20 protein-coding genes, 1 other RNA gene and 2 pseudogenes are annotated in these 23,402 nt (G+C 52.8%); 13 read left to right on the top strand and 10 right to left on the bottom strand.

Annotated elements, in window-relative coordinates; translation table 11 throughout:
* Positions 1–31: 31 nt before the first annotated feature.
* Complete coding sequence (locus FDX01_RS21035; RefSeq protein WP_249361030.1) at positions 32–1,087, bottom strand: PLP-dependent cysteine synthase family protein; 1,056 nt, start codon at positions 1,085–1,087, stop codon at positions 32–34.
* 112 nt (positions 1,088–1,199) lie between these two features.
* Here FDX01_RS21035 and decR point away from each other — a divergent pair, with 112 nt between their 5' ends.
* The 5 genes from decR (at position 1,200) to amtB (ending at position 7,129) form a co-directional block, all read left to right on the top strand.
* Positions 1,200–1,658: a DNA-binding transcriptional regulator DecR gene (gene decR, locus FDX01_RS21030; protein WP_164496612.1), complete on the top strand. Its 459-nt coding sequence runs from the start codon at positions 1,200–1,202 to the stop codon at positions 1,656–1,658.
* A 44-nt stretch (positions 1,659–1,702) separates the two neighbouring features.
* Positions 1,703–3,475 carry a SmdA family multidrug ABC transporter permease/ATP-binding protein gene (locus FDX01_RS21025; RefSeq protein WP_115259225.1) on the top strand — a complete coding sequence of 591 codons (1,773 nt, stop codon included), beginning with the start codon at positions 1,703–1,705 and terminating at the stop codon, positions 3,473–3,475.
* The gene (locus FDX01_RS21020; RefSeq protein WP_096758052.1) at positions 3,468–5,246 is read left to right on the top strand and encodes a SmdB family multidrug efflux ABC transporter permease/ATP-binding protein; all 1,779 of its coding nucleotides are present in this window, start codon (positions 3,468–3,470) and stop codon (positions 5,244–5,246) included. Before FDX01_RS21025 ends, FDX01_RS21020 begins: the two co-directional genes overlap by 8 nt.
* 226 nt (positions 5,247–5,472) lie before the next feature.
* Positions 5,473–5,811 carry a P-II family nitrogen regulator gene (gene glnK / locus FDX01_RS21015; RefSeq protein ID WP_096758051.1) on the top strand — a complete coding sequence of 113 codons (339 nt, stop codon included), beginning with the start codon at positions 5,473–5,475 and terminating at the stop codon, positions 5,809–5,811.
* 31 nt (positions 5,812–5,842) lie between these two features.
* The gene (gene amtB / locus FDX01_RS21010) at positions 5,843–7,129 is read left to right on the top strand and encodes an ammonium transporter AmtB (RefSeq protein ID WP_096758050.1); all 1,287 of its coding nucleotides are present in this window, start codon (positions 5,843–5,845) and stop codon (positions 7,127–7,129) included.
* A gap of 74 nt (positions 7,130–7,203) precedes the next feature.
* On the opposite strand, the gene tesB is transcribed toward amtB, so the two are convergent.
* Positions 7,204–8,064 carry an acyl-CoA thioesterase II gene (tesB, locus tag FDX01_RS21005; RefSeq protein WP_137400405.1) on the bottom strand — a complete coding sequence of 287 codons (861 nt, stop codon included), beginning with the start codon at positions 8,062–8,064 and terminating at the stop codon, positions 7,204–7,206.
* Positions 8,065–8,276: 212 nt separating this feature from the next.
* Between tesB and FDX01_RS21000 the strand changes: the two genes are divergently transcribed.
* Entirely contained in the window at positions 8,277–8,846 is a 570-nt protein-coding gene (locus tag FDX01_RS21000) for a YbaY family lipoprotein (protein WP_096758048.1), read from the top strand.
* Between the two features lie 31 nt (positions 8,847–8,877).
* Here FDX01_RS21000 and FDX01_RS20995 read toward each other — a convergent pair.
* Positions 8,878–9,267 (bottom strand): annotated as a pseudogene (locus tag FDX01_RS20995) (MGMT family protein).
* A gap of 84 nt (positions 9,268–9,351) precedes the next feature.
* On the opposite strand from FDX01_RS20995, the gene ffs reads away from it, so the two are divergent.
* An RNA gene (gene ffs, locus FDX01_RS20990) (signal recognition particle sRNA small type) lies at positions 9,352–9,448 on the top strand.
* A 50-nt stretch (positions 9,449–9,498) separates the two neighbouring features.
* Here the strand turns inward: ffs and FDX01_RS20985 are convergent.
* Complete coding sequence (locus FDX01_RS20985; protein WP_137400404.1) at positions 9,499–10,926, bottom strand: PLP-dependent aminotransferase family protein; 1,428 nt, start codon at positions 10,924–10,926, stop codon at positions 9,499–9,501.
* Positions 10,927–11,014: 88 nt separating this feature from the next.
* Between FDX01_RS20985 and FDX01_RS20980 the strand changes: the two genes are divergently transcribed.
* The gene (locus FDX01_RS20980) at positions 11,015–11,626 is read left to right on the top strand and encodes a hypothetical protein (RefSeq protein WP_137400403.1); all 612 of its coding nucleotides are present in this window, start codon (positions 11,015–11,017) and stop codon (positions 11,624–11,626) included.
* 82 nt (positions 11,627–11,708) lie between these two features.
* Positions 11,709–12,062: a DUF1428 family protein gene (locus FDX01_RS20975; protein WP_115259217.1), complete on the top strand. Its 354-nt coding sequence runs from the start codon at positions 11,709–11,711 to the stop codon at positions 12,060–12,062.
* A gap of 53 nt (positions 12,063–12,115) precedes the next feature.
* Here FDX01_RS20975 and FDX01_RS20970 read toward each other — a convergent pair whose 3' ends face one another.
* Positions 12,116–13,669: an EAL domain-containing protein gene (locus FDX01_RS20970; protein WP_115259216.1), complete on the bottom strand. Its 1,554-nt coding sequence runs from the start codon at positions 13,667–13,669 to the stop codon at positions 12,116–12,118.
* 184 nt (positions 13,670–13,853) lie between these two features.
* On the opposite strand from FDX01_RS20970, the gene FDX01_RS20965 reads away from it, so the two are divergent.
* Together FDX01_RS20965 and ykgO are read left to right on the top strand one after the other, a co-directional pair.
* Entirely contained in the window at positions 13,854–14,114 is a 261-nt protein-coding gene (locus FDX01_RS20965) for a type B 50S ribosomal protein L31 (protein WP_115259215.1), read from the top strand.
* 1 nt (position 14,115) lies between these two features.
* The gene (gene ykgO, locus FDX01_RS20960; protein ID WP_005125190.1) at positions 14,116–14,256 is read left to right on the top strand and encodes a type B 50S ribosomal protein L36; all 141 of its coding nucleotides are present in this window, start codon (positions 14,116–14,118) and stop codon (positions 14,254–14,256) included.
* A gap of 73 nt (positions 14,257–14,329) precedes the next feature.
* On the opposite strand, the gene FDX01_RS20955 is transcribed toward ykgO, so the two are convergent.
* The 5 genes from FDX01_RS20955 to acrA all read right to left on the bottom strand — a co-directional run bounded on the left by FDX01_RS20955 (position 14,330) and on the right by acrA (position 20,659).
* Positions 14,330–14,803 (bottom strand): YlaC family protein, encoded by a 474-nt coding sequence (locus FDX01_RS20955; RefSeq protein ID WP_096758041.1) that lies wholly within the window; start codon positions 14,801–14,803, stop codon positions 14,330–14,332.
* A gap of 381 nt (positions 14,804–15,184) precedes the next feature.
* On the bottom strand, positions 15,185–15,403 hold the full coding sequence (locus FDX01_RS20950) for an HHA domain-containing protein (protein WP_002892050.1): 219 nt from the start codon (positions 15,401–15,403) through the stop codon (positions 15,185–15,187).
* A gap of 27 nt (positions 15,404–15,430) precedes the next feature.
* Entirely contained in the window at positions 15,431–15,805 is a 375-nt protein-coding gene (gene tomB, locus FDX01_RS20945; protein WP_115259201.1) for an Hha toxicity modulator TomB, read from the bottom strand.
* Positions 15,806–16,293: 488 nt separating this feature from the next.
* A complete protein-coding gene (gene acrB, locus FDX01_RS20940) occupies positions 16,294–19,443 on the bottom strand; it encodes an efflux RND transporter permease AcrB (RefSeq protein WP_096758039.1) in 3,150 nt (1,049 codons plus the stop codon).
* Positions 19,444–19,465: 22 nt separating this feature from the next.
* Positions 19,466–20,659, bottom strand: a complete 1,194-nt coding sequence (gene acrA / locus FDX01_RS20935; protein ID WP_096758038.1) for a multidrug efflux RND transporter periplasmic adaptor subunit AcrA — start codon at positions 20,657–20,659, stop codon at positions 19,466–19,468.
* Positions 20,660–20,800: 141 nt separating this feature from the next.
* On the opposite strand from acrA, the gene acrR reads away from it, so the two are divergent.
* Together acrR and FDX01_RS24040 are read left to right on the top strand one after the other, a co-directional pair.
* On the top strand, positions 20,801–21,445 hold the full coding sequence (gene acrR / locus FDX01_RS20930) for a multidrug efflux transporter transcriptional repressor AcrR (protein WP_096758037.1): 645 nt from the start codon (positions 20,801–20,803) through the stop codon (positions 21,443–21,445).
* A 126-nt stretch (positions 21,446–21,571) separates the two neighbouring features.
* Positions 21,572–23,402, top strand: a pseudogene (locus FDX01_RS24040) (mechanosensitive channel MscK); the annotation flags it as partial.

Raw genomic sequence — 23,402 nt, 5'->3', positions numbered from 1 at the left:
AGACCATTAGGTCTGGCTTTTTTTTGCCGGTTTACTGGGTATTCAGCAGTTGGGCGATTTCCGCTTTCCATGGTGTCAAATCGCCAATATGCGCATTAACCCACTCTGGGTTGTAGTAGGTCTCAAGATAACGTTCGCCGCTGTCGCACAGTAACGTTACCAGTGAACCTGTTTCTCCAGCCTCACGCATGCGGGCGGCAAGTTGCAGCGTACCCCACATATTGGTCCCGGTTGAAGCTCCGACTTTGCGGCCCAACTGCGTTTCCAGCCAGTGCGCGGTAGCGACGCTGGCGGCATCCGGCACGCGCAGCATTTCATCAACCACGTCCGGAATGAAAGAGGGCTCGACGCGCGGGCGACCGATACCTTCGATTTTACTGCCCACCGGGCTGCGTAATGTGGCGTCACGCGTCTGCCAGTATGGCAGAAAAACAGAGTTTTCCGGATCGACCACCATCAGCCTGGTGTCGTAACCCTGGCAGCGAATGTAGCGCCCAATGGTTGCTGACGTGCCGCCGGTTCCGGCGCTCATCACAATGTGGCGGGGAACGGGATGTGGCTCGCATGACATCTGGCGGAAGATACTGTCGGCAATATTGTTATTGCCGCGCCAGTCGGTAGCGCGCTCAGCGTAGGTGAACTGATCCATATAATGGCCGTTGAGTTCACGGGCCAGCTGTTCAGACGCGGCATAAATTTCGCAGGCGCTTTCCACGAAATGGCAGCGACCGCCGTAAAACTCAATCTGCTCAACTTTGCGTTTTGCCGTGCAGGACGGCATGACGGCGATAAACGGTAGCCCCAGCAGGCGGGCGAAATAGGCTTCAGAAACCGCCGTGGAGCCGGAAGACGACTCAATAATGGTGGTGCCTTCTTTGATCCAACCATTGCACAGTCCGTACAGGAACAGTGAACGCGCCAGTCGATGTTTCAGGCTACCGGTCGGATGTGTACTTTCATCTTTCAGGTACAGCTGAATCCCCGGGAACGCCGGAAGTGACAGGCGGATAAGATGAGTATCTGCGGAGCGTTGATAATCCGCATTGATTTCATTGATGGCGTTTTTAACCCAGGAGCTATTCATCATTAATATCCATTTGTCATTTTGTGCCTAGAGTAACGAAAAGCACGGAAAAAATTGTTGCCATTTAGCCTTTAAAATAGAATGTAGGGAGAAAATTCTTCTCTGTGGAGTGGATATGTTAGACAAAATTGACCGCAAGCTGCTCAGCTTGCTGCAACAGGATTGCACCCTTTCTTTGCAGGCACTCGCAGATGCCGTTAATCTGACAACCACCCCCTGCTGGAAACGACTCAAGCGACTTGAGGATGACGGCGTTCTGCTTGGCAAAGTCGCGCTGCTGGATCCCGAAAAGCTGGGACTTGGGTTAACGGCCTTTGTGCTGATCAAAACGCAGCATCACAGCAGTGAATGGTACTGTCGCTTTGTGACTGAAGTGACCGGGATGCCAGAGGTACTGGGATTCTGGCGCATGGCCGGGGAGTATGACTACCTGATGCGAGTGCAGGTCGCCGACATGAAACGCTATGATGACTTCTACAAACGGCTGGTGAACAGCGTACCGGGGTTGTCGGACGTTACCTCAAGCTTTGCGATGGAACAGATTAAATACACAACTGCTCTACCTATTGAATAATTCTCCCGGCGCTCATTGTCGGAAATCATGTCAGGACATAACGCGTGCGATTATTTGCTCAATTAAGCTGGTACTTTCGCCGGGAGTGGCGTCGCTACCTCGGGGCAGTGGCCCTGCTTATCATCATCGCTATCCTTCAACTTATTCCGCCTAAAGTGGTCGGAATTATTGTTGATGGCGTGACGGCTCAACGCTTCACGACCGAACGCCTGCTAATGTGGGTTGGCACAATTGCGCTGATTGCGGTGGTGGTCTATTTGCTGCGCTACGTCTGGCGCGTGCTGCTGTTTGGGGCATCCTACCAGCTGGCAGTTGAGCTGCGCGAAGATTATTACCGTCAGTTGAGCCGTCAACATCCTGAATTTTATCTGCGCCATCGCACGGGCGATCTGATGGCGCGCGCCACCAACGATGTTGACCGGGTGGTGTTCGCCGCCGGAGAAGGTGTGCTGACGTTGGTCGACTCGCTGGTGATGGGCTGTGCGGTGCTTATCGTCATGTCTACGCAAATAAGCTGGGAGTTGACGCTATTTGCCTTGCTACCGATGCCGGTGATGGCGCTGATGATTAAGCGTTACGGCGATCGGCTTCATAATCGCTTTAAGCAGGCGCAGGCGGCATTCTCCAGTCTCAACGATCGTACTCAGGAGAGCCTGACCAGCATTCGCATGATTAAAGCCTTTGGTCTGGAGGACCGGCAGTCGGCCTTATTTGCCGCAGATGCGCAGGATACCGGTAAGAAAAATATGCGCGTCGCGCGCATCGACGCCCGCTTCGATCCCACCATTTATATCGCTATTGGTATGGCGAACCTGCTGGCGATTGGCGGTGGAAGCTGGATGGTGGTTCACGGTTCGCTGACGCTCGGTCAGCTGACCAGCTTTATGATGTATCTCGGTCTGATGATTTGGCCGATGCTGGCGTTGGCGTGGATGTTTAATATCGTCGAGCGCGGTAGCGCCGCCTACAGCCGTATTCGCGCCATGTTGGCGGAAGCTCCCGTGGTTAATGATGGCACGGAACCCGTGCCGGAAGGGCGCGGGGAACTGGCGGTTGCGATTCGTGAATTCAGCTACCCGCTGATGGCGCGCCCGACGTTGGAAAACGTTAATTTCCAGCTTAAGCCTGGGCAGATGCTGGGTATTTGTGGGCCGACCGGTGCGGGAAAAAGTACCATTCTGTCGCTGATCCAGCGCCACTTTGATATTACCCAGGGCGACGTGCGCTTTCATGACATTCCGCTGACGCGCTTACAGCTTGATAGCTGGCGCAGTCGGCTGGCGGTTGTTAGCCAGACGCCGTTCCTGTTTTCGGACACCGTCGGCAACAACATTGCACTTGGACGCCCGCAGGCGACGCAGGCCGAAATCGAACATGTGGCGCGCCTCGCCAGCGTGCATGAGGATATTTTACGTTTGCCGCAGGGATATGACACCGAAGTGGGCGAGCGGGGCGTGATGCTCTCGGGCGGGCAAAAACAGCGAATTTCTATTGCGCGCGCGCTGCTGCTTAATGCGGAAATTCTGATTCTTGACGATGCGCTGTCGGCGGTAGACGGCCGTACCGAACATCAGATCCTGCATAACCTGCGCCAGTGGGGCGAGGGAAGAACGGTTATTATCAGCGCCCACCGACTGTCGGCGCTGACGGAAGCCAGCGAGATTATCGTGATGCAGCACGGACATATTGCCCAGCGTGGCGACCATGACACGCTGGTCCAGCAACCCGGTTGGTACCGCGATATGTATCGCTATCAGCAGCTGGAAGCCGCGCTGTCTGATGCCCCTGCGTTAAATGAGGAGGTGGCGAATGCGTAGCTTTGGGCAATTATGGCCGACGCTGAAACGGCTGCTGCGCTATGGTTCACCGTGGCGAAAACCACTGGGCATTGCGGTGGTGATGCTGTGGGTGGCGGCGGCGGCAGAAGTCAGCGGTCCGCTGCTGATAAGCTACTTTATTGATAACATGGTGGCGAAAAACAATTTGCCGTTGGCGATGGTGGCTGGTCTGGTTGCGGCTTATGTCGGTCTGCAACTGCTGGCGGCGGGACTGCACTATGCGCAGTCACTGTTGTTTAACCAGGCTGCCGTCGGTGTGGTGCAACAGCTACGCACGGATGTAATGGATGCAGCGCTGCGCCAACCGTTGAGTGAATTTGACATCCAGCCCGTCGGACAGCTTATCTCTCGTGTAACCAACGATACCGAAGTGATCCGCGACCTGTACGTGACGGTCGTGGCGACGGTACTGCGCAGTGCGGCTCTGATTGGTGCCATGCTGGTGGCGATGTTTAGCCTCGAATGGCGTATGGCGCTGGTGGCGATGGCTATATTCCCGGCGGTGATGGTGGTGATGGTGATTTATCAGCGCTACAGCACGCCGATTGTGCGCCGCGTTCGTGCCTATCTGGCCGATATCAACGATGGCTTCAATGAAGTCATTAACGGTATGAGCGTGATCCAACAGTTTCGTCAGCAGGCGCGCTTTGGGGAGCGCATGGGCGAGGCCAGCCGTTCGCACTATATGGCACGCATGCAGACCTTGCGGCTGGACGGTTTTTTACTGCGTCCGTTGCTGAGCCTGTTTTCCGCCCTGATCCTCTGTGGTTTACTGATGTTGTTCAGCGTGACCTCTGGCACGTCCATCGAGGTTGGCGTGCTGTATGCGTTTATCAGCTATCTCGGGCGTCTGAACGAGCCGCTGATTGAGCTGACGACCCAACAATCTATGCTGCAGCAAGCGGTTGTCGCCGGTGAGCGCGTCTTCGAACTGATGGACAGACCGCGTCAGCATTATGGCGATGATGATCAGCCGCTGAAGAGTGGCAACATTGAGGTTGATAACGTGTCATTTGCTTATCGTGATGACAATCTGGTGCTGAAAAATATTAGCCTGTCCGTGCCTTCACGCAGTTTTGTGGCGTTGGTTGGGCATACCGGTAGTGGCAAGAGTACGCTTGCCAGCCTGATGATGGGCTACTATCCGCTGACGCAAGGGGAGATCCGTCTGGACGGGCGCCCCCTCTCCTCGTTGAGTCACGGCGTCTTACGTCAGGGCGTCGCGATGGTGCAGCAGGACCCGGTGGTGATGGCGGACACCTTCCTGGCAAACGTCACGCTGGGCCGCGATATTTCTGAAGATCGAGTGTGGCAGGCGCTGGAGACCGTACAGCTGGCTGAGCTGGCACGCGGTCTGAGTGACGGTATTCACACCCGATTGGGCGAACAGGGCAATAATTTGTCCGTGGGGCAGAAACAGCTGCTGGCATTGGCGCGGGTTCTGGTTGAAACGCCGCAGGTACTGATTCTGGATGAAGCCACCGCCAGTATTGACTCCGGCACGGAGCAGGCCATTCAGCAGGCGCTGGCTGCTGTGCGCGAACACACTACGCTGGTGGTGATTGCCCATCGACTCTCCACGATCGTGGAAGCAGACACCATTCTGGTGCTGCACCGGGGGCAGGCCGTCGAGCGCGGCACACATCAGCAATTACTGGCGGCGCAAGGCCGCTACTGGCAAATGTATCAGCTGCAACTGGCCGGTGAAGAGCTGGCGGCCAGTGCGCATGAGGATTCCATTATTGCCTGATGGCGCAGTGCGTTTCAGGCCTACGACTAAATTGGTTCAAGAAGCATCAACAATCTGGTGCAAAAATGTAACGCACTATGCACCGTTATAGTGCGTTTTTTCTTTTTCTACCCCAGCCGCGCCCTGCGAGCCTGAATCATCCCGCGTTTTTCATTCCTGGCACACCCCTTGCAATATTCATCCTGTGTATCTGCAGCCACTACTGAATTCTGACTGGAGGGGATCTATGAAGCTGGTTACCGTGGTAATCAAACCGTTCAAACTGGAAGACGTCCGTGAAGCACTGTCTTCTATTGGTATTCAGGGGCTGACCGTCACCGAAGTGAAGGGCTTTGGTCGACAGAAAGGCCATGCCGAGTTGTATCGGGGAGCCGAATACAGCGTCAATTTTTTACCGAAGGTGAAGATTGATGTGGCGATTGCCGACGATCAGCTTGATGAGGTGATCGACGTCATCAGCAAGTCGGCCTATACCGGAAAAATTGGCGACGGCAAAATTTTTGTCGCCGAGCTGCAACGTGTGATTCGTATTCGTACCGGCGAAGCCGACGAAGCCGCACTGTAACTTCTGGCACACAGTGATAGGAAACCAAAAAATGAAGATAGCAACGATGAAAACGGGTATCGCTTCACTGGCACTGCTGCCGGGACTGGCGATGGCAGCGCCAGCCGTCGCGGACAAAGCTGATAACGCCTTTATGATGATATGTACCGCGCTGGTGTTGTTTATGACCATTCCGGGCATCGCGCTGTTTTACGGCGGTTTGATTCGTGGCAAGAACGTTCTGTCGATGCTGACGCAGGTGACGGTGACGTTCGCACTGGTCTGCATTTTATGGGTGGTGTATGGCTACTCGCTGGCCTTTGGCGAGGGGAATAGTTTCTTCGGCAACTTCAACTGGGTGATGCTGAAAAACATTGCCCTGACGGCGGTAACGGGGAGTTTCTACCAGTACATTCACGTTGCGTTCCAGGGCTCATTTGCTTGCATCACCGTTGGACTTATCGTTGGGGCGCTGGCTGAACGCATTCGCTTCTCTGCGGTACTGATTTTTGTGGTGGTATGGCTGACGCTGTCCTACATTCCGATTGCGCATATGGTCTGGGGTGGTGGTCTGTTGGCCTCCCATGGCGCGCTGGATTTTGCGGGCGGGACGGTGGTGCATATCAACGCCGCGATCGCCGGGCTGGTGGGTGCTTATCTGATTGGCAAGCGTGTGGGTTTTGGCAAAGAGGCTTTCAAACCGCATAACCTGCCGATGGTCTTTACCGGGACCGCAATTCTCTACATCGGCTGGTTTGGTTTTAACGCAGGTTCTGCTGGGACGGCAAATGAAATCGCTGCGCTGGCCTTTGTGAATACTGTGGTGGCGACCGCTGCTGCCATTCTCGGCTGGATCTTCGGTGAGTGGGCGCTGCGCGGTAAACCGTCGCTGCTGGGGGCGTGTTCTGGTGCCATTGCGGGCCTGGTTGGCGTGACCCCTGCTTGTGGTTACATTGGCGTCGGCGGTGCGTTGATCATCGGGGCAATTGCCGGTCTGGCGGGGCTGTGGGGCGTGACGATGCTGAAGCGTTTTCTGCGCGTTGATGACCCGTGCGATGTGTTCGGTGTGCACGGCGTTTGCGGCATTGTCGGCTGTCTTCTGACCGGGGTGTTCGCCGCCAGTTCGCTGGGTGGCGTAGGCTTTGCTGAGGGCGTGACCATGGGGCATCAGGTGCTGGTGCAGCTCGAAAGCGTGGCGATTACCATTGTCTGGTCCGGCGTGGTGGCCTTCATCGGCTATAAGCTGGCGGACATGACGGTAGGGCTGCGCGTACCGGAAGAGCAGGAGCGCGAAGGGCTGGATGTGAACAGCCACGGTGAAAACGCCTACAACGCTTGATATTTCACTCTGCCGGATGGCGCTAAACGCTTATCCGGCCTACGACAGATGTAGTCTGTAGGCCGGATAAGACATCAGTTGCGATTGCGCATCACCCCTTCCTGTACGGTAGAGGCAACCAGTACGCCGTCCTGTGTATAAAATTCCCCGCGCACAAAGCCCCGGGCACCGGAGGCAGAGGTGCTCTCGACGTTATACAGCAACCACTCATTGATATTGAAAGGACGATGGAACCACATCGAATGGTCGATAGTGGCTATCTGAATCCCTTTCTCCAAAAAACCAATTCCGTACGGTTGTAGCGCCACAGGCAGGAAGTTCAGGTCGGAGGCGTAACCCAGCAGATACTGATGCACGCGTAGGTCGTCCTGCACCGTACCGTTGGCGCGGATCCACACCTGGCGTGCCGGTTCGGCGACATGGCCTTTGAGCGGGTTATGAAACTCCACCGGACGCACTTCCAGTGGGCGGTCATTGATAAATTTCTCTTTCAACAGCGGCGGCAGCAGATGCGCTACTGAACGGGCAATTTCGGTTTCGGATTTCAGCGCGTCGGGCCCAGGTGCGTGCGGCATGGTTTTTTGATGTTCAAAGCCATCTTCCGGCGCCTGAAAAGAGGCGGTCATGTAGAAAATGGGCTTCCCGTTCTGGATGGCGGCAATGCGGCGAGCGCTGAAACTGTTACCATCGCGCAGCACTTCGACATCGTAAATTATCGGTTTTTGGCTATCGCCGGGACGTAAAAAGTAGCTGTGAAAGGAGTGCGCCAGCCGCTCTTCCGGCACGGTTTCTTTAGCGGCATACAGCGCCTGTCCGACGACCTGCCCGCCAAAAACCTGGCGTAATCCTAAGTCTTCACTTTGGCCGCGAAAGAGTCCTTCTTCAATTTTTTCCAAATTCAACAATGTCAGCAAACTTTTTAGTGCCAGACTCATAGGTGCTCTCCAGGTCATGTCGATGTCGCAGCGAAGTAGGCAGAGTATAACGCAATTTTGAAAGTGGTCCGATGGGTGCAATTGTCTGAATTACCGGTCGATTGCAGGCAAAAATAGCTACTTTGTGCCACACTTAGTCACGTTATGTTTTTGTTAACCACTCTTCTGGCGAGGAAAGTTCTCGCTGGTGCATTGACGATAAGGAGAATTTAATGAAACTCGTGCACATGGTAAGTGGTTTAGCCGTTGCGGTCGCGCTGGCGGCCTGTGCTGATAAAAGTGCAGATATTCAGACACCTGCGCCAAGCCCTACTACGTCAATTGCTGACACACAGTCAAAAATTCAACAGCCGAATGTTTCTGGTACGGTGTGGATCCGCCAGAAAGTTGCGCTGCCACCGGATGCCGTACTGACCGTCACACTGTCGGACGCTTCGCTGGCGGATGCCCCGTCAAAAGTCCTGTCGCAAAAAGCGGTGCGTACTGAAGGGAAGCAGGCGCCATTTAGCTTTGTGCTGCCGTTTAACCCGGCAGATATTCAGCCGAACGCCCGTATTTTGTTGAGTGCAGCCATTATGGTGAACGACAAACTGGTGTTTATTACCGATACCGTGCAGCCGGTTATCAACCAGGGCGGTACCAAGGCCGATCTGACGCTGGTTCCTGTTCAGCATACGGAAGTTCCGGTTCAGGCCAGCGGTGGTGCGGCAACTACGGTGCCGTCAACGTCTCCCACGCAGGTGAATCCGTCTTCAGCCGTCCCTGCACCTACGCAGTACTAAGACTGGCATGACCCTCTCCGCCAGGGGAGGGTTAATACACCCAGCGATAACGTTGTAAATCGATGTGCCCACTTCCCGAAACCGCCACCCCTTCAGCCAGCAATGCCTGACGCTGGCGCTGTAAATCCGGCCCGGTCAGCGATATAGCACCATGGCGATTAACGACTCGATACCACGGCAGGGTGCTGCCTTCGGGAAGCCGTTTGAGGACGCCGCCGACCTGACGTGCTGCACGCGGAGATCCGGCAAGTCTGGCGACATCACCATAGGTAGTGACGAATCCTTCGGGGATTGAGGCGACAATTTGCCAGACGCGTTGGGGGAAAGAGTCTTGTATATCCATCATTTATTCCTGCGCTAATTCCCCAGCATAATCTGGAATGGCGGGGGAGTGAAGCCGCATTGCACAAGAAAACAGCATCTGGTGCTGGATGGGTTGCAATTACACGGTGCAGCAGTGATAATGCGCCTGCGCGTTGGTTAACAACGCTCTCAATGGGGGCTCTGTTGGTTCTCCCGCAACACTACTCTGTTTACCAGGTCAGGTCCGGAAGGAAGCAGCCAAGGCAGATGACGTGTGTGCCGGGATGTAGCTGGCAGGGCCCCCACCCAATTCTGCCGTTCGGCAATCTCTTTCACCTTTCCTCGTCACTTAGATTATTTTACGTATTTTCCCATGACTTGCCTGTGAACGCAGAGTGTCCCAGATCGGCTGCAATGTGTTGAAGGCGGCGCGCATCGTGTCATCCGGCAGCGCGAAGGGCATGCGTAAGAAACGATCGAATGCACCCGCTAACCCAAAGCGCGTTCCGGTACCTAACTGAATACCGGCGCTGTCGGCGCGAGTGGCAAACAGCGTCGCCAGCGTATCGGGCAATTCTACCCAGAAAGATAACCCGCCCTGCGGTTGGGTAAATTGCCATTCCGGGAAATGCGATCGCATCAGAGTATGGCACTGGTTGCGTCTGGCGGTGAGCAGTTGTCTTCTGTCCGGGAGAAACTGCGCGGCGTTATCCAGCAGCCAGCCGGTAGCGAGCTGTTCCAGCACCGGTGAGCCTAAATCGAACGTGTCGCGGGTTTGCACCAGTGCGGCAATAGTCCGTGATGACGCCCGCACCCAGCCAAGACGTAATCCTCCCCAGAAACTTTTACCGGCAGACCCCAACATAATGATGGGTGCATCGCGATTGAAGGCGGCAAGCGGCGGTGGTGGCGGGGCGTCATACCACAGATTGACCATGGTTTCGTCCACCACCAGCGTGGTGTGCGTTTTGGCGGCGATATCGGCCACCACCTGGCGTGTGGCGGCGTCCATGCAACGTCCGGTAGGATTGTGAAAATCCGGCATCAGGTAGGCCATGCGTGGGGCGGTTTGTGCGATGGTGGCGACAAGACCCGCAGTATCCCATCCCTGTTCAGGCAGCGACACCCCCACGGGTCGGCAGGAGGCCCCCTGAATCGCCGCAATAGCGAGCGGGTAAGTAGGATGATCAACCACTACGCGATCGCCTGGACCGGTAAGCAACCGTAGGATCAGTGCCAGCCCGCTGACTGCACCATTGACCACCATAACCTCATCCGGCTGCGTGGGTAATCCGCGTTCGCAGTAATGCCGGGCAATGGATTCGCGCAAAGACGGTAGCCCCTGGGGCAGATACCCGGAACTTAACAGATGCTGCGGTATGGCAAACAGCGCCTGCTGGTAAGCCTGATGAATTTCGGGACCCGCGCTGAGCGCGGCGGTGGACAGATCGAGTGCGGTACCGGTGACGAAGCGAGTCGGTACATGGCGAATATGTTTCGGCAGGATCACCCGTGAGCCGCTACCCTGGCGGCTTTCCAGATATCCTTCTTCCCGCAGCTGTGCCATTGCGCTGGCGATAGTTGTTCGGCTGACTTCCAGCACCGTAGCAAGTTCGCGCTCGCCGGGAAGCCGGCTATCCAGCGCCAGCCGGCCATCCAGTATCAGCAGGCGCAAGGCTTCGGCCAGCTGTCGCCAGATTGGGGTACGTGAGGGACTCTCCTGCCAGTGCCCGAGCAGGCGCTGGAGAGACTGACTTCCATAACGGCGAGATGACATTGCAGTCCACTTTTTGGAAACTGGTCATTAATCATAGTGCCAATTGCGTTGAAGATGAAGACTGTCTGCGCAGGGAGAGGAGAAAAGCATGCTGCGTCGTTTACTGCAATTGTTTATCGGGCTGACGCTTTACGGCGTGTCGACGGCGATGTTTGTGCGTGCGGATTTAGGCGCTGATCCCTGGAACGTTTTTCATCTGGGGGTGGCAAATCTGTTGTCGATGAACATCGGCTTGGTGATTATTGTCGTGGGCGTATTGGTCCTGTTGGCATGGATTCCACTACGCCAGCGTCCGGGGTTTGGCACATTGAGTAATGTCATTATGATTGGGCTGGCGGCTGATGTGGCGCTGATGGTGATCCCGGGATTTGAATCCCTGTTTGCCCGCAGCGGTCTGTTGGTATCTGCGGTGATACTGAACGCCTTAGCGACCAGTCTGTATATCGGTGCGGGGTTCGGTGCTGGCCCACGAGATGGTCTGATGACCGGCATTCACGCGCGTACTGGTTGGCCGGTGAGGCGAATTCGAACGGCCATCGAAGTGTCGGTGTTGTTTATCGGTTGGCTACTTGGGGGAACCCTGGGCGTTGGTACGGTGCTGTATGCACTGGCGATTGGTCCGCTCATTCAGCTTTGCCTGCCGTGGTTTCGGCATCAGCCGCAGTCACGCATTCGGGTTCGGAATGAACCTACGGCATGATCGCGGGCTGACGACTAAACTTAATCTCGACTGACGCGGCCAGAATTGGCTTGCCGCGCAGTAAACTTCGGAGGCTTTTCTCATGAAGTATGTTGATGGTTTTGTGGTTGCCGTACCCGCTGAAAACAAGGAGGCGTATATCGCGATGGCGGCAAAAGCGGCTCCGCTTTTCAAGGAGTTCGGTGCATTGCGCGTGGTGGAATGCTGGGCAGACGATGTCCCTGACGGCAAATTGACCGATTTTCGCATGGCGGTAAAAGCGCAGGATCATGAAGAAGTGGTATTCAGCTGGATTGAGTATCCTTCAAAAGAAGTCCGTGACGCGGCGAATCAGAAGATGATGTCCGATCCCCGAATGAAGGAATTTGGCGAATCGATGCCCTTTGATGGCAAGCGCATGATCTACGGTGGATTCTCGCCCATTATGGATGACTGACGTGACTGGCTGTGCGGCGTGCCGCCAGCCATCTCAATCTTTTCGCATGTCGGCTACAGTCGTGTCTCCGCCCACAGGATAAACTCTGCCTTTGGCAATGCCTTACTGTATAGCCAGCCCTGGCCGTACTGCACGCCATGCTGTCGTAGCCACTCTTCCTGATTTTTCGTCTCGATACCTTCTGCCACCATTTCCAGCTTCAGCGTTTTTGCGATCTCGATAATATGCGGCGTCACGTTGTTGTATCCCAACGCATCCACGAACGATTTATCGATCTTCAAAATATCGACATCCAGATCCTGCAAGTAACTGAGACTGGAATAACCGGTGCCAAAATCATCAATGTAAATCGAATGGCCGGCCTGGCGGTACTTGGCGATGAACGGAGCGCTGGTTTTCGGATCGGCAAAGGCGCGTTCTGTGAGTTCGAGTGCAATTTGCGACGGGTTTATCTGATAGTGATTCACCTTCCGGCTGAGCAGACCTGGCAGCGTTTCTGATGTCAGATTATCGGCTTCAAGATTGATGGAGATATGCTGCTCCGGATGGTGATGAAGCCATTTGCCCAGATCGTCAAACACGCTTTCGATAATCAGGCGAGTGAGAGGGGTTGTCAGGCCGGTCTGCTGTGCCAGCGCGACGAAAATCTCTGGTGAGAGAAAACTGCCATCGGGCTGCGGCCAACGGGCCAGCGCTTCGGCACCTACCACTTTCCCGGTACGAAGAGAAATGATCGGCTGATAGTACACCTTAATTTCACGGCGCTGGATAGCCTCCTGCAACTGATGATGGGGAGACTGCAAACGACGTAAAATACGCAGAACAAAGGCGGCGGTCAGCAGACCGATAAGAATTCCCGCCGGGAGCCAGATAAGCGCCTGTCGGTGCCATATTTTTTTCAGCGGCAGCGTAGATGCCCAGCTGACGACGGTAATACCTAATGCAGGGAAGGGGCGGGCGTTGTAAATAACGCCCTCTTTTTGCAAATGCGTAGTGGCATTATCTTGTTGAAAATTTTGCAAAATATCTTCTGGTAGCGTTCCGCTACTGGTGACAATCCTGCTTTTATCGGCGCCAATAATGGCGACATCAATCGGCCACGAACCAAACGGAACAACGTCAATGAACGTGGCGGGATCGACCATCACCACATAGTTTTCGCTGCCTAATGCAGCCATAAAACGCTGGATACCTAAGTCGTTATCCGTGGTTAACCAGGCACGGTAGCCATCCTCGGTGACTTTCATCGCCGCAGGGAAGGCGACAGCACGGCTTTTATTCTCGAGGGAAGAGCATTGCGGGACGTTGTCCTTGAGGTACACCACTTCCTGAATGTAACGATAGCTGTATGACAAACGACGCATTTCCAGTAAATGTTCCGTTCCGCAAGGTTCTCCCTTGAAGGTCTCAATCTGGCGTAATGCTTTTTTCGCCTGCTCGCCGACCCTTTCTGTGCGCAAAGCAACCCGGCTGGTGTAAGAATCAAGCTCGTCCATAAATTTAGTTTCAACCTGACGATACGCCAGCCACAGACTCAAACCCACTGGCGCAAGGATGGACAGAATCAGTATTCCGGTCACCAGGCCGATCAAATGTCGTGTTGTCACAGTGATATCCTTATTTACACAGCGTAGGGAAAGTATATCCGAAAGTGAAAAATCTATTCGAATGACCTAATAGATTTAAGAGGGGTATTTCCAGATTAATTACCCACTGTGTAAATAAGGTTGAGCCAGGGACGAGAGTAGTGTACTTTATTGTTATGTTATAATGTAACAATTAGGGGTTGCAATGAAACCGGATATCCATCCTTTTTATCGTACTGTGGTATTCCACGACACCAGTGCCAATGAGTACTTTAAGGTCGGTTCGACCATCAAAACGGAACGTGAGATTGAATTTGAGGGGCAAACGTATCCCTACGTGACCCTTGATATTTCGTCTAAATCACACCCGTACTACACCGGGAAGCAGAAGACGTTCGACAACGAAGGCAGTGCGGCGCGCTTCCAGAAACGATTTGGCCATTTTATTGGCACTAAGCGAGGTTAATATGCAGGTTCTTAATTCACTTCGAAGTGCCAAACAGCGCCACCCTGACTGTCAGATAGTCAAACGCAAAGGGCGTTTGTATGTTATCTGCAAAACGAATCCGCGATTTAAAGCGGTGCAGGGCAGGAAGAAAAGACGTTAGACATTTTGCCAACATTTCAGGGAAACCAGTGCGTGCCAGCGGGTACGCACTTTTTTATTGGCTGGTAGGCAAGCTACTGACCGGCAGCTTCTGCGCGAGTTAGCGTGAAGACGTCGTAGAAAGAGAGTTCGCCTTTCCGCGCCATCATTTTTTGCAATTGGGCTTTACGTTCGCCATCCACCCGCGGTGAATGCAGAATGGTCTCGATAAGGGCTGGCGGAACAAAACGGGTGTTATACCATTCGCCGTTATAGCAGACTCTGAAGTCCAGCACGTCGATGTCTTCGAAACGGTAACGCGGCGCGACGTCAAAAAAGAAAAAACCATTGAGGATGACAAACAATACCACCAGCAGCCACACTGAATCGACCAGCGTTTCTGATTGCAGCATAACCGCCAGCGTGGCGAACCAGGCGACATACATGCCAATAAACAGTCCCGGATACTTGCGAATGAAGCTGATGCTAAAGCGCGGTCTGTTATCGCGCTTTTCGCGCACATTTAAGTCGTCAATTGTTTCGGTGAGCAGGCGCTGTATTTCTGTCATCTCTTGCCTTCGTGATGTCTTCAATATTCAGGTGGGATCGACCCATTTTAAGAGGGGATAGTGCCTGAAAAAAGTAACAGATTAACCACAATTTAGCATAACAGTTACATTTGAACGTATAGCGTTTTGATGAGGCGCGCAGGATTGCCGCCTACAACGGTGTTTTTGACCCAACAGGTTATGCAGGACAGTCTGCATCTTCTGTTTGCCGAACGTTCGTTATGGCAAAACAATAAAATGCAATGCGCACAGGGGAGCGTTCCCATTACTTTATTGTGATCGAAGTCACCTGATTTGAATTAAATAACTATTGTAAATATGAGGAGGTGGTCAGCCAGACAAACAAATCTAACGCGATACCTGACTTAACCTCGTGAACAATTAGCGAATAAATTTCCAAACGGAAGTTGGAATCTTGTCGTACAGCTTATTCATCGTCAATTCAGCAAGGCGATGATCTGCTGCTGAGTAAAATACAGCCAGTTCATTGTCGGACAATTCATATTTATTTTTCTCAATAACGCGCTCGAGCGTGTCAATTGTCTGGCAGCGTCGAAGACGCATCAAATAATCTGTTTTAGTTAATGGTTTATCAGACATAACTCTTACCTATGATTGTAATATTTTTTAACAAGACAAACTAACAGGATTAGCCCTGGTGGCATTGACAAAACAGCGAAACAGTCGATTTCCGGACTTTCGCCATTTCTGCAAATCCTGCGTATTAATACCATAATTGCTGAACAACATAAAAGTGTCATCCAGGTATTCATCAATCTGCGCAATCAGCTTATTGTCCTCATTGTACTTAATTTTATAATTAAGTGCGAAGGTTGCAATATGCTCTATCAGTTCGTTGAGCTGCAGGCTGGTTGCTGAAGTCGGGTCATTAACCCAGCCATGGTTGCTTTGTTCAAGGTTTGCAAGACAGTCATGATACAAGGTTTCGCAGAGAAATTTAAGCTGCGCGATATCATGCCGTTTGGGTGAGTACTCGTCCATAGCGCATCCCCTTCTTAGTGGTTTAAACTAACCGAACACCTTCGGGGTGGATACAACAAACTACCTGAAACTTGCCCGTGACGCCTGATGATTTAACTATAATCTACTCTAAAAAAGATTTCATCGTCATATCATGAAAAATTACAATTGCGTAAAATTATGATGTGGCACCCTTTTTACATTTTACCTTAAAAATGAAGGTATTCGAAATGGAACAACTTCTTTATTGTTCGGGCAATCATCAGGTTAACGGAGTTAGCTTTAGCAATCAAAGGCAACCTCTAACAATGCAGATTAGCTGCTAGGATTAATCTTAATAATTATTCAGGTAAAATAAGAAACCTCAAGAATTCTTAAGAATAGCCTTTAATCCTACAGGGATTATATCGCTTATTCACTCGGCAGAAAATAAACGTAATCACAATAAGTGATTTTTATGATTTTTCCAGAAAAAAGGCCGCTTGCGCGGCCTTTTCATTAGCGATGAATCAATGGTGATCAACCGGGTGGCTGTGTTCAACATCTTCATTCTTGCGGCTAAAGCGGCGGCGAACCACCACAAAGAACACTGGAACGAAGAAGATAGCCAGTACGGTTGCTGTAACCATCCCGCCCATTACGCCAGTACCAACGGCGTTCTGCGCGCCACTCCCTGCGCCGGAGCTGATAACCAACGGCATAACGCCAAGAATAAAGGCCAGCGAGGTCATCAGGATCGGACGTAAACGCATACGAACTGCATCCAGCGTCGCCTCGATCAACCCTTTACCCTCTTTATCCATCAAGTCTTTGGCGAATTCGACGATCAATATCGCGTTCTTCGCCGACAACCCAATGGTTGTGAGCAGGCCTACCTGGAAGTAAACGTCGTTAGTTAATCCGCGGAACGTCGCGGCCAGCAACGCACCGATAACCCCCAGCGGAACCACCAGCATAACGGAGAACGGAATTGACCAGCTCTCGTACAGTGCTGCCAGACACAGGAAGACGACGATCAGTGAAATGGCATACAGGGCCGGAGCCTGGTTGCCAGACAGTCGTTCCTGATAGGACATCCCGGTCCAGTCATAGCCGATACCGGACGGCAGTTTGCTTGCCAGTTGCTCCATCATTGCCATGGCTTCACCGGTACTTTTACCCGGTGCAGCCTGGCCTAAGATTTCCATGGAAGGCAGACCGTTATAGCGTTCCAGTCGCGGTGAACCATATTCCCAACGTGAGGTAGAGAAGGCGGAGAACGGTACCATTTGTCCATCGCTACCGCGAACGTACCAGTTTCCAATATCTTCCGGCAACATACGGTATTCCGCTTCAGACATGACGTAAACTTTCTTCACACGACCGCGGTCGATGAAGTCGTTCACGTAGCTTCCGCCCCATGCTGCACCCAGCGTTGTATTAATATCACTAATGGAAACGCCCAGCGCCTGCGCTTTTTCCTGATCGATATCGATCTTGAACTGCGGCGTATCTTCCAGGCCATTAGGACGAACACCGACCAACAGATCCGGATGCTTAGCCACTTCACCAAACAGCTGGTTACGCGCCTGTGTTAGTTTGTCATGGCCCAAACCACCCTGGTCAATCAACTGGAAGTCAAAACCAGTTGCGGTACCCAGTTCGACAATCGCGGGCAGGTTAAAGGCGAAGACCATCGCATCTTTAATCTTCGAGAACGCCCCCATCGCGCGAGCGGTGATTGCCTCGACCTTGTTCTCATCACCCGGACGTTCGCTCCAGTCTTTTAACGACACGAAGGCAATACCGGTGTTCTGACCGCGTCCCGCAAAACCGAAGCCGTTAACGGCAAATACCGATTCAACGTTATTTTTTTCTTTGGTCAGATAGTAATCCGTCATTTCGTCCAGCACCTTCTGGGTACGCTCTTGCGTAGCACCTGCAGGTAGCTGAGCCATGGACAGGAATACCCCCTGGTCTTCATCCGGCAAGAAGGAGCTTGGCAGGCGAACGAACAGATAAGCCATGCCGACGACAATGATCAGATACAGCGCCAGATAACGACCTGTACTGCGCAGAATGCCGCCAACGCTGTCGGTATAGTGGTTGGTGCTCTTATCGAACATGCGGTTAAACCAGCCGAAGAAGCCTTTTTTGCCTTCTCCGTGATCGCCCTTAGCGATCGGTTTGAGCATGGTGGCACAAAGAGCCGGCGTCAGAATCAACGCCACCAGTACTGACAACGCCATTGCAGAAACAATGGTGATGGAGAACTGACGGTAGATTGCCCCGGTAGATCCGCCAAAGAATGCCATCGGGATAAATACCGCTGACAGCACCATCGCGATGCCCACCAGTGCGCCCTGAATCTGGCCCATTGATTTACGCGTCGCTTCTTTCGGCGGCAGTCCTTCCTCCGCCATAACGCGCTCAACGTTCTCGACCACCACGATGGCGTCATCCACCAACAGGCCGATGGCGAGCACCATCCCGAACATCGTCAGGGTGTTTATCGAGAAGCCGAAAATGGCCAGCACTGCAAAGGTACCCAGCAAGACCACCGGTACGGCAATGGTCGGAATCAACGTCGCGCGGAAGTTCTGCAGGAACAGATACATAACCAGGAACACGAGGATGATTGCTTCCACCAGCGTTTTCACCACTTCGTGAATTGAGATTTTCACGAACGGCGTGGTGTCATACGGGTAAACAATTTTCAGGCCTGATGGGAAGAACGGCTCCATCTTCGCCAGTTCAGCGCGGATGGCGCTAGCGGTATCCAGGGCGTTAGCACCTGTCGCCAGTTTGATACCCAGACCGGAAGCCGGTTTGCCGTTAAACTTCGCAATGATGTCGTAGTTTTCGCCACCCAACTCCACTTTCGCCACGTCACGCAGACGAACCTGAGAACCGTCCTGATTCACTTTCAGCAGAATTTTGCTGAATTCATCGGCAGAGGTCAGACGGGTTTGCGCGATGATTGACGCGTTAAGCTGCTGGCCTTTCACCGGTGGCGTACCACCTAACTGACCGGCTGCAACCTGGGCGTTCTGCGCTTTAATGGCGTTGATCACATCAACCGGCGTCAGCTGGAAGTTGTTCAGTTTGTTCGGATCCATCCAGATACGCATTGCGTACTGGGAACCGAACAGCTGAACGTCACCCACACCTGAAGTACGGCTGATGGCGTCCTTCATGTTAGCGCCCACGTAGTCTGAAATATCTTCCTGGGTCATGGTGCCGTTGGTGTTGATAACACCGACAACCATCAGGAAGCTACTTGAAGACTTCTCTACGCTAACCCCTTGTTGTTGAACTTCCTGAGGCAGTAACGGCATCGCCAGCTGCAGTTTGTTCTGTACCTGCACCTGTGCGATATCCGCATCCGTACCTGACTGGAAGGTAAGGGTGATCTGCACGGTACCCGTGGAGTCACTGTTGGAGGACATGTACATCAGGTTATCGATACCGTTCATATTCTGTTCGATAACCTGCGTAACAGTATCCTGTACTGTTTTCGCATCAGCGCCAGGGTAGGTCGCGGAGATCGTCACTGCAGGCGGTGCAATAGTTGGATATTGCGCTACCGGCAATTTGAGGATCGCGAGCCCCCCTGCCAACATGATGATAATGGCGATCACCCACGCAAATATGGGGCGATCGATAAAGAAATTAGGCATGTCTTAACGGCTCCTGTTTAAGTTAAGACTTGGACTGTTCAGGCTGGCTACCGCTTGCGGCTTGCTGGTTGTTATCCGCGGTGACTTCCTGCGCTTTTACCTGCGCGCCTGGACGTACTTTTTGCAGCCCCGTGACAATCACGCGGTCGCCTGGCTTAAGTCCTTCTGTGACCAACCATTTATCGCCAATTGCTTGTGCTGCCACAATCTGGCGGGTTTCCACTTTGTCATCTGCACCGATAACTAACGCGCTGGCTTCACCGCGCGGTGTACGGGTCACGCCTTGCTGCGGAACCAGTATTGCCGTTGGGTTGATCCCTTCTTCCAGACGAGCACGGACGAACATACCCGGCAGTAAGGTGTGATCCGGGTTAGGGAAGATGGCGCGCAGCGTGATAGAACCGGTGGTCTGATCAACCGTCACGTCAGAAAACTCCAGCGTACCGGATTGCGGGAATTTAATGCCGTCGCTGGTCACCAGTTCCACTTTCGCTTTACCGTTCTCTTGCTTCAGCTTGCCGTTCGCCAGCTCTTGTTTCAGTCGCAGGAAATCGTTGCTTGATTGTGTGACGTCGACATAGATCGGATCCAACTGCTGTACGGTTGCCAGCGCGGTCGCCTGACCGTTTTGCACCAGGGCACCTTCCGTAACGGCAGACTTACCAATACGGCCGCTAATTGGCGACGTGACTTTGGTATACGCCAGGTTAATACGCGCCGTTTCTACTGCGGCTTTCGCGGCAATAACGGCCGCATTTGCCTGTTGCGCATCGGCCTTGGCGGTATCGTATTCCTGTTGACTGATGTACTTGGTACCCAACAGTTTCTGATAACGATTCACCGTCAACTGAGCGATATTAGCTGCCGCCTGCGCTTTAGCCAGATCGCCTTTTGCACTTTCATATGCGGCCTGGTAAGTAGCAGGATCAATCTGATAGAGAGACACACCCGCTTCAATGTCACCGCCTTCTGTGAAATTACGCTTCAGGATGATGCCGCTAACCTGAGGGCGAACTTCTGCAATGCGGAAAGCACTGGTGCGACCCGGGAGTTCAGTTGTTATCTGTAGAGGTTCAGCTTTGAGCGTCACAACTCCAACCTCTGGCATCTGCTGGCCCCCTTGTTGGGCCTGTTTGTCGTCACATCCTGTTAGCGCTAAGCTGCCTGAGAGCATCAGAACGACTGCCAGAGGCGTTAACCCTCTGTTTTTGTTCATATGTAAACCTCGAGTGTCCGATTTCAAATTGATCAATGGCTTAAAGCCTATAAACCCATTGCTGCGTTTATATTATCGTCGTGCTATGGTACATACATTCACAAATGTATGTAAATCTAACGCCTGTAAACTCACTAACATATGGCACGAAAAACCAAACAACAAGCGCAGGAAACGCGTCAACACATTCTCGATGTTGCTCTGCGTTTGTTCTCGCAACAAGGGGTCTCTTCCACCTCGCTTGCAGAGATCGCAAAAGCCGCTGGCGTCACGCGTGGTGCAATCTATTGGCATTTCAAAAACAAGTCGGATTTATTCAGTGAAATCTGGGAGCTGGCAAAACCCAATATTGATGAACTAGAGTCTGAGTATCAGGCAAAATTCCCTGACGATCCACTATCAGTATTAAGAGAAATTTTAGTTTACGTTCTTGAAGCTACCGTGACAGAAGAACGCCGGCGTTTGCTGATGGAGATTATATTCCACAAATGCGAGTTTGTCGGGGAAATAGCCTCTGTTCAGTTGGCACAACGTAGCCTGTGTCTTGAAAACTATGATCGCATCGAGCAAACCCTTCGCAACTGTATGAACGCAAAAATGTTGCCGGAGAATCTGAACACGCGTCGTGTGGCGGTGTTACTGCGCAGCTATCTTTCCGGCATTTTAGAAAACTGGTTATTTGCACCAGAGTCTTTTGATCTGAAAAAAGACGCGCGTGAATATGTCGCTGTGCTGCTGGAAATGTGTCTGCTGTGCCCTACGCTTCGCGTGCCTGAGACCTGCTGACCAGAGGGTTTCACTCCAGGAATTTTCCTGGACATTTTCACCCCCGCTATTTTGTCCATCACAGCCGTGATATTCTAGCTGCTTGACTATTTTCGGTCACTTTTCTGGTTAGAAACATTCATCCTCATGACTATGTTGCAGCTTTATAAACGTTCACAGCATCTCATTGCTATTACCATTATTTTCTTCATTCTATTGCTGTCTTGCCAGTCATCAGCATTTGCGCGAGCGCAACAGAATGGCGAACTGCCGACGAAAGCGGATATTCAGAGCCAGCTAGACACGCTGAATAAACAAAAAGACCTTTCTGCGCAGGATAAATTGGTTCAGCAGGATCTCATCGATACCCTCGCCACGCTCGATAAAATTGAGCGCGTGAAGGACGAGACCGTTCAACTACGCCAGAAAGTGGCCCAGGCGCCGGAAAAAATGCGCGAGGCGACGGCGGCGTTAAATTCGCTCAGCGATGTCGATAATGACGATGAAACGCGAAAAACACTGAGCGCGCTCTCTCTGCGACAACTCGAGTCGCGCGTCGCCCAGGTGCTGGATGACCTGCAAAGCGCGCAAAACGATCTGGCCGCTTATAACAGCCAACTGGTCTCGTTGCAGACGCAGCCTGAGCGCGTGCAAAACGCGATGTACACCGCCTCGCAGCAAATGCAGCAAATCCGCAATCGCCTGGATGGAACCAGCGTTGGCGAGGCGGCATTACGCCCCAGCCAGCAGGTGCTGCTTCAGGCGCAGCAGGCGTTGCTGAATGCGCAAATCGACCAGCAGCGTAAAAGCCTGGAGGGCAACACGGTTTTGCAGGATACCCTGCAAAAACAACGGGATTACGTGACGTCCAACACCAACAGGCTCGAACATCAGCTCCAGTTGCTGCAGGAAGCGGTGAACAGCAAACGTCTGACGTTAACCGAAAAAACCGCGCAGGAAGCAGTGACGCCAGATGAAGCGGATCGTATCCAGACCAATCCGTTGGTAAAACAGGAACTGGATATTAACCATCAGCTTAGCCAGCGCCTGATTTCCGCCACGGAAAACGGCAACTCACTGATGCAGCAAAACATTAAAGTCAAAAACTGGCTTGATCGTGCGCTGCAATCGGAACGCAATATTAAAGAACAAATCGCTGTGCTGAAGGGCAGTCTGCTGCTGTCGCGCATTCTGTATCAGCAGCAGCAAACGCTGCCGTCGGCAGACGAGCTTGCTGATATGACTAACCGCATTGCCGATCTGCGTCTGGAGCAATTTGAAGTTAACCAGCAGCGTGATGCGCTGTTCCAGAATGATGCCTTCGTTGCCAAACTGGAAGAAGGGCACAGCAATGAAGTGAACGGCGAAGTTCATGATGCGCTGCTGCAGGTTGTGGATATGCGCCGTGAACTGCTGGACCAGCTGAATAAGCAGTTGGGAAATCAGCTGATGATGGCGATTAACCTGCAGATCAACCAGCAGCAGTTAATGAGCGTGTCGAAGAACCTCAAGAGCATCCTCACTCAGCAAATTTTCTGGGTTAACAGCAACCGCCCAATGGACTGGGATTGGGTGAAATCCTTCCCGCAAACGCTCAAAGACCAGTTTAAGTCGATGAAAATCACCGTGAACTGGGAAAAAGCCTGGCCGGCGGTGTTTATCGCATTCCTGGCCGGTTTGCCGCTGCTGCTGGTAGCCGGGCTTATCCGCTGGCGCCTGAAGTGGCTGAAAGCGTACCAGGCGAAACTCGCCGCCGCGGTGGGTAACTTGCGCAATGACAGCCAGCTCAACACACCTAAAGCGATACTGATCGATCTGATTCGCGCCTTGCCCGCATGCCTGATTATCCTTGCCGTGGGCTTGATTCTGCTGACTATGCAACTGAACGTCAGCGATCTGCTATGGGCATTTAGCAAGAAAATGGCCGTCTTCTGGCTGGTGTTTGGCCTGTGCTGGAAGGTGCTGGAAAAAGACGGCG

This window comes from Citrobacter sp. wls613, assembly GCF_005281195.1.
GTDB classification, from domain to species: Bacteria; Pseudomonadota; Gammaproteobacteria; order Enterobacterales; family Enterobacteriaceae; genus Citrobacter; species Citrobacter gillenii.
The sequence above is the reverse complement of the archived record's forward strand: the minus strand, read 5'-3'. Positions and strand labels throughout refer to the sequence as shown.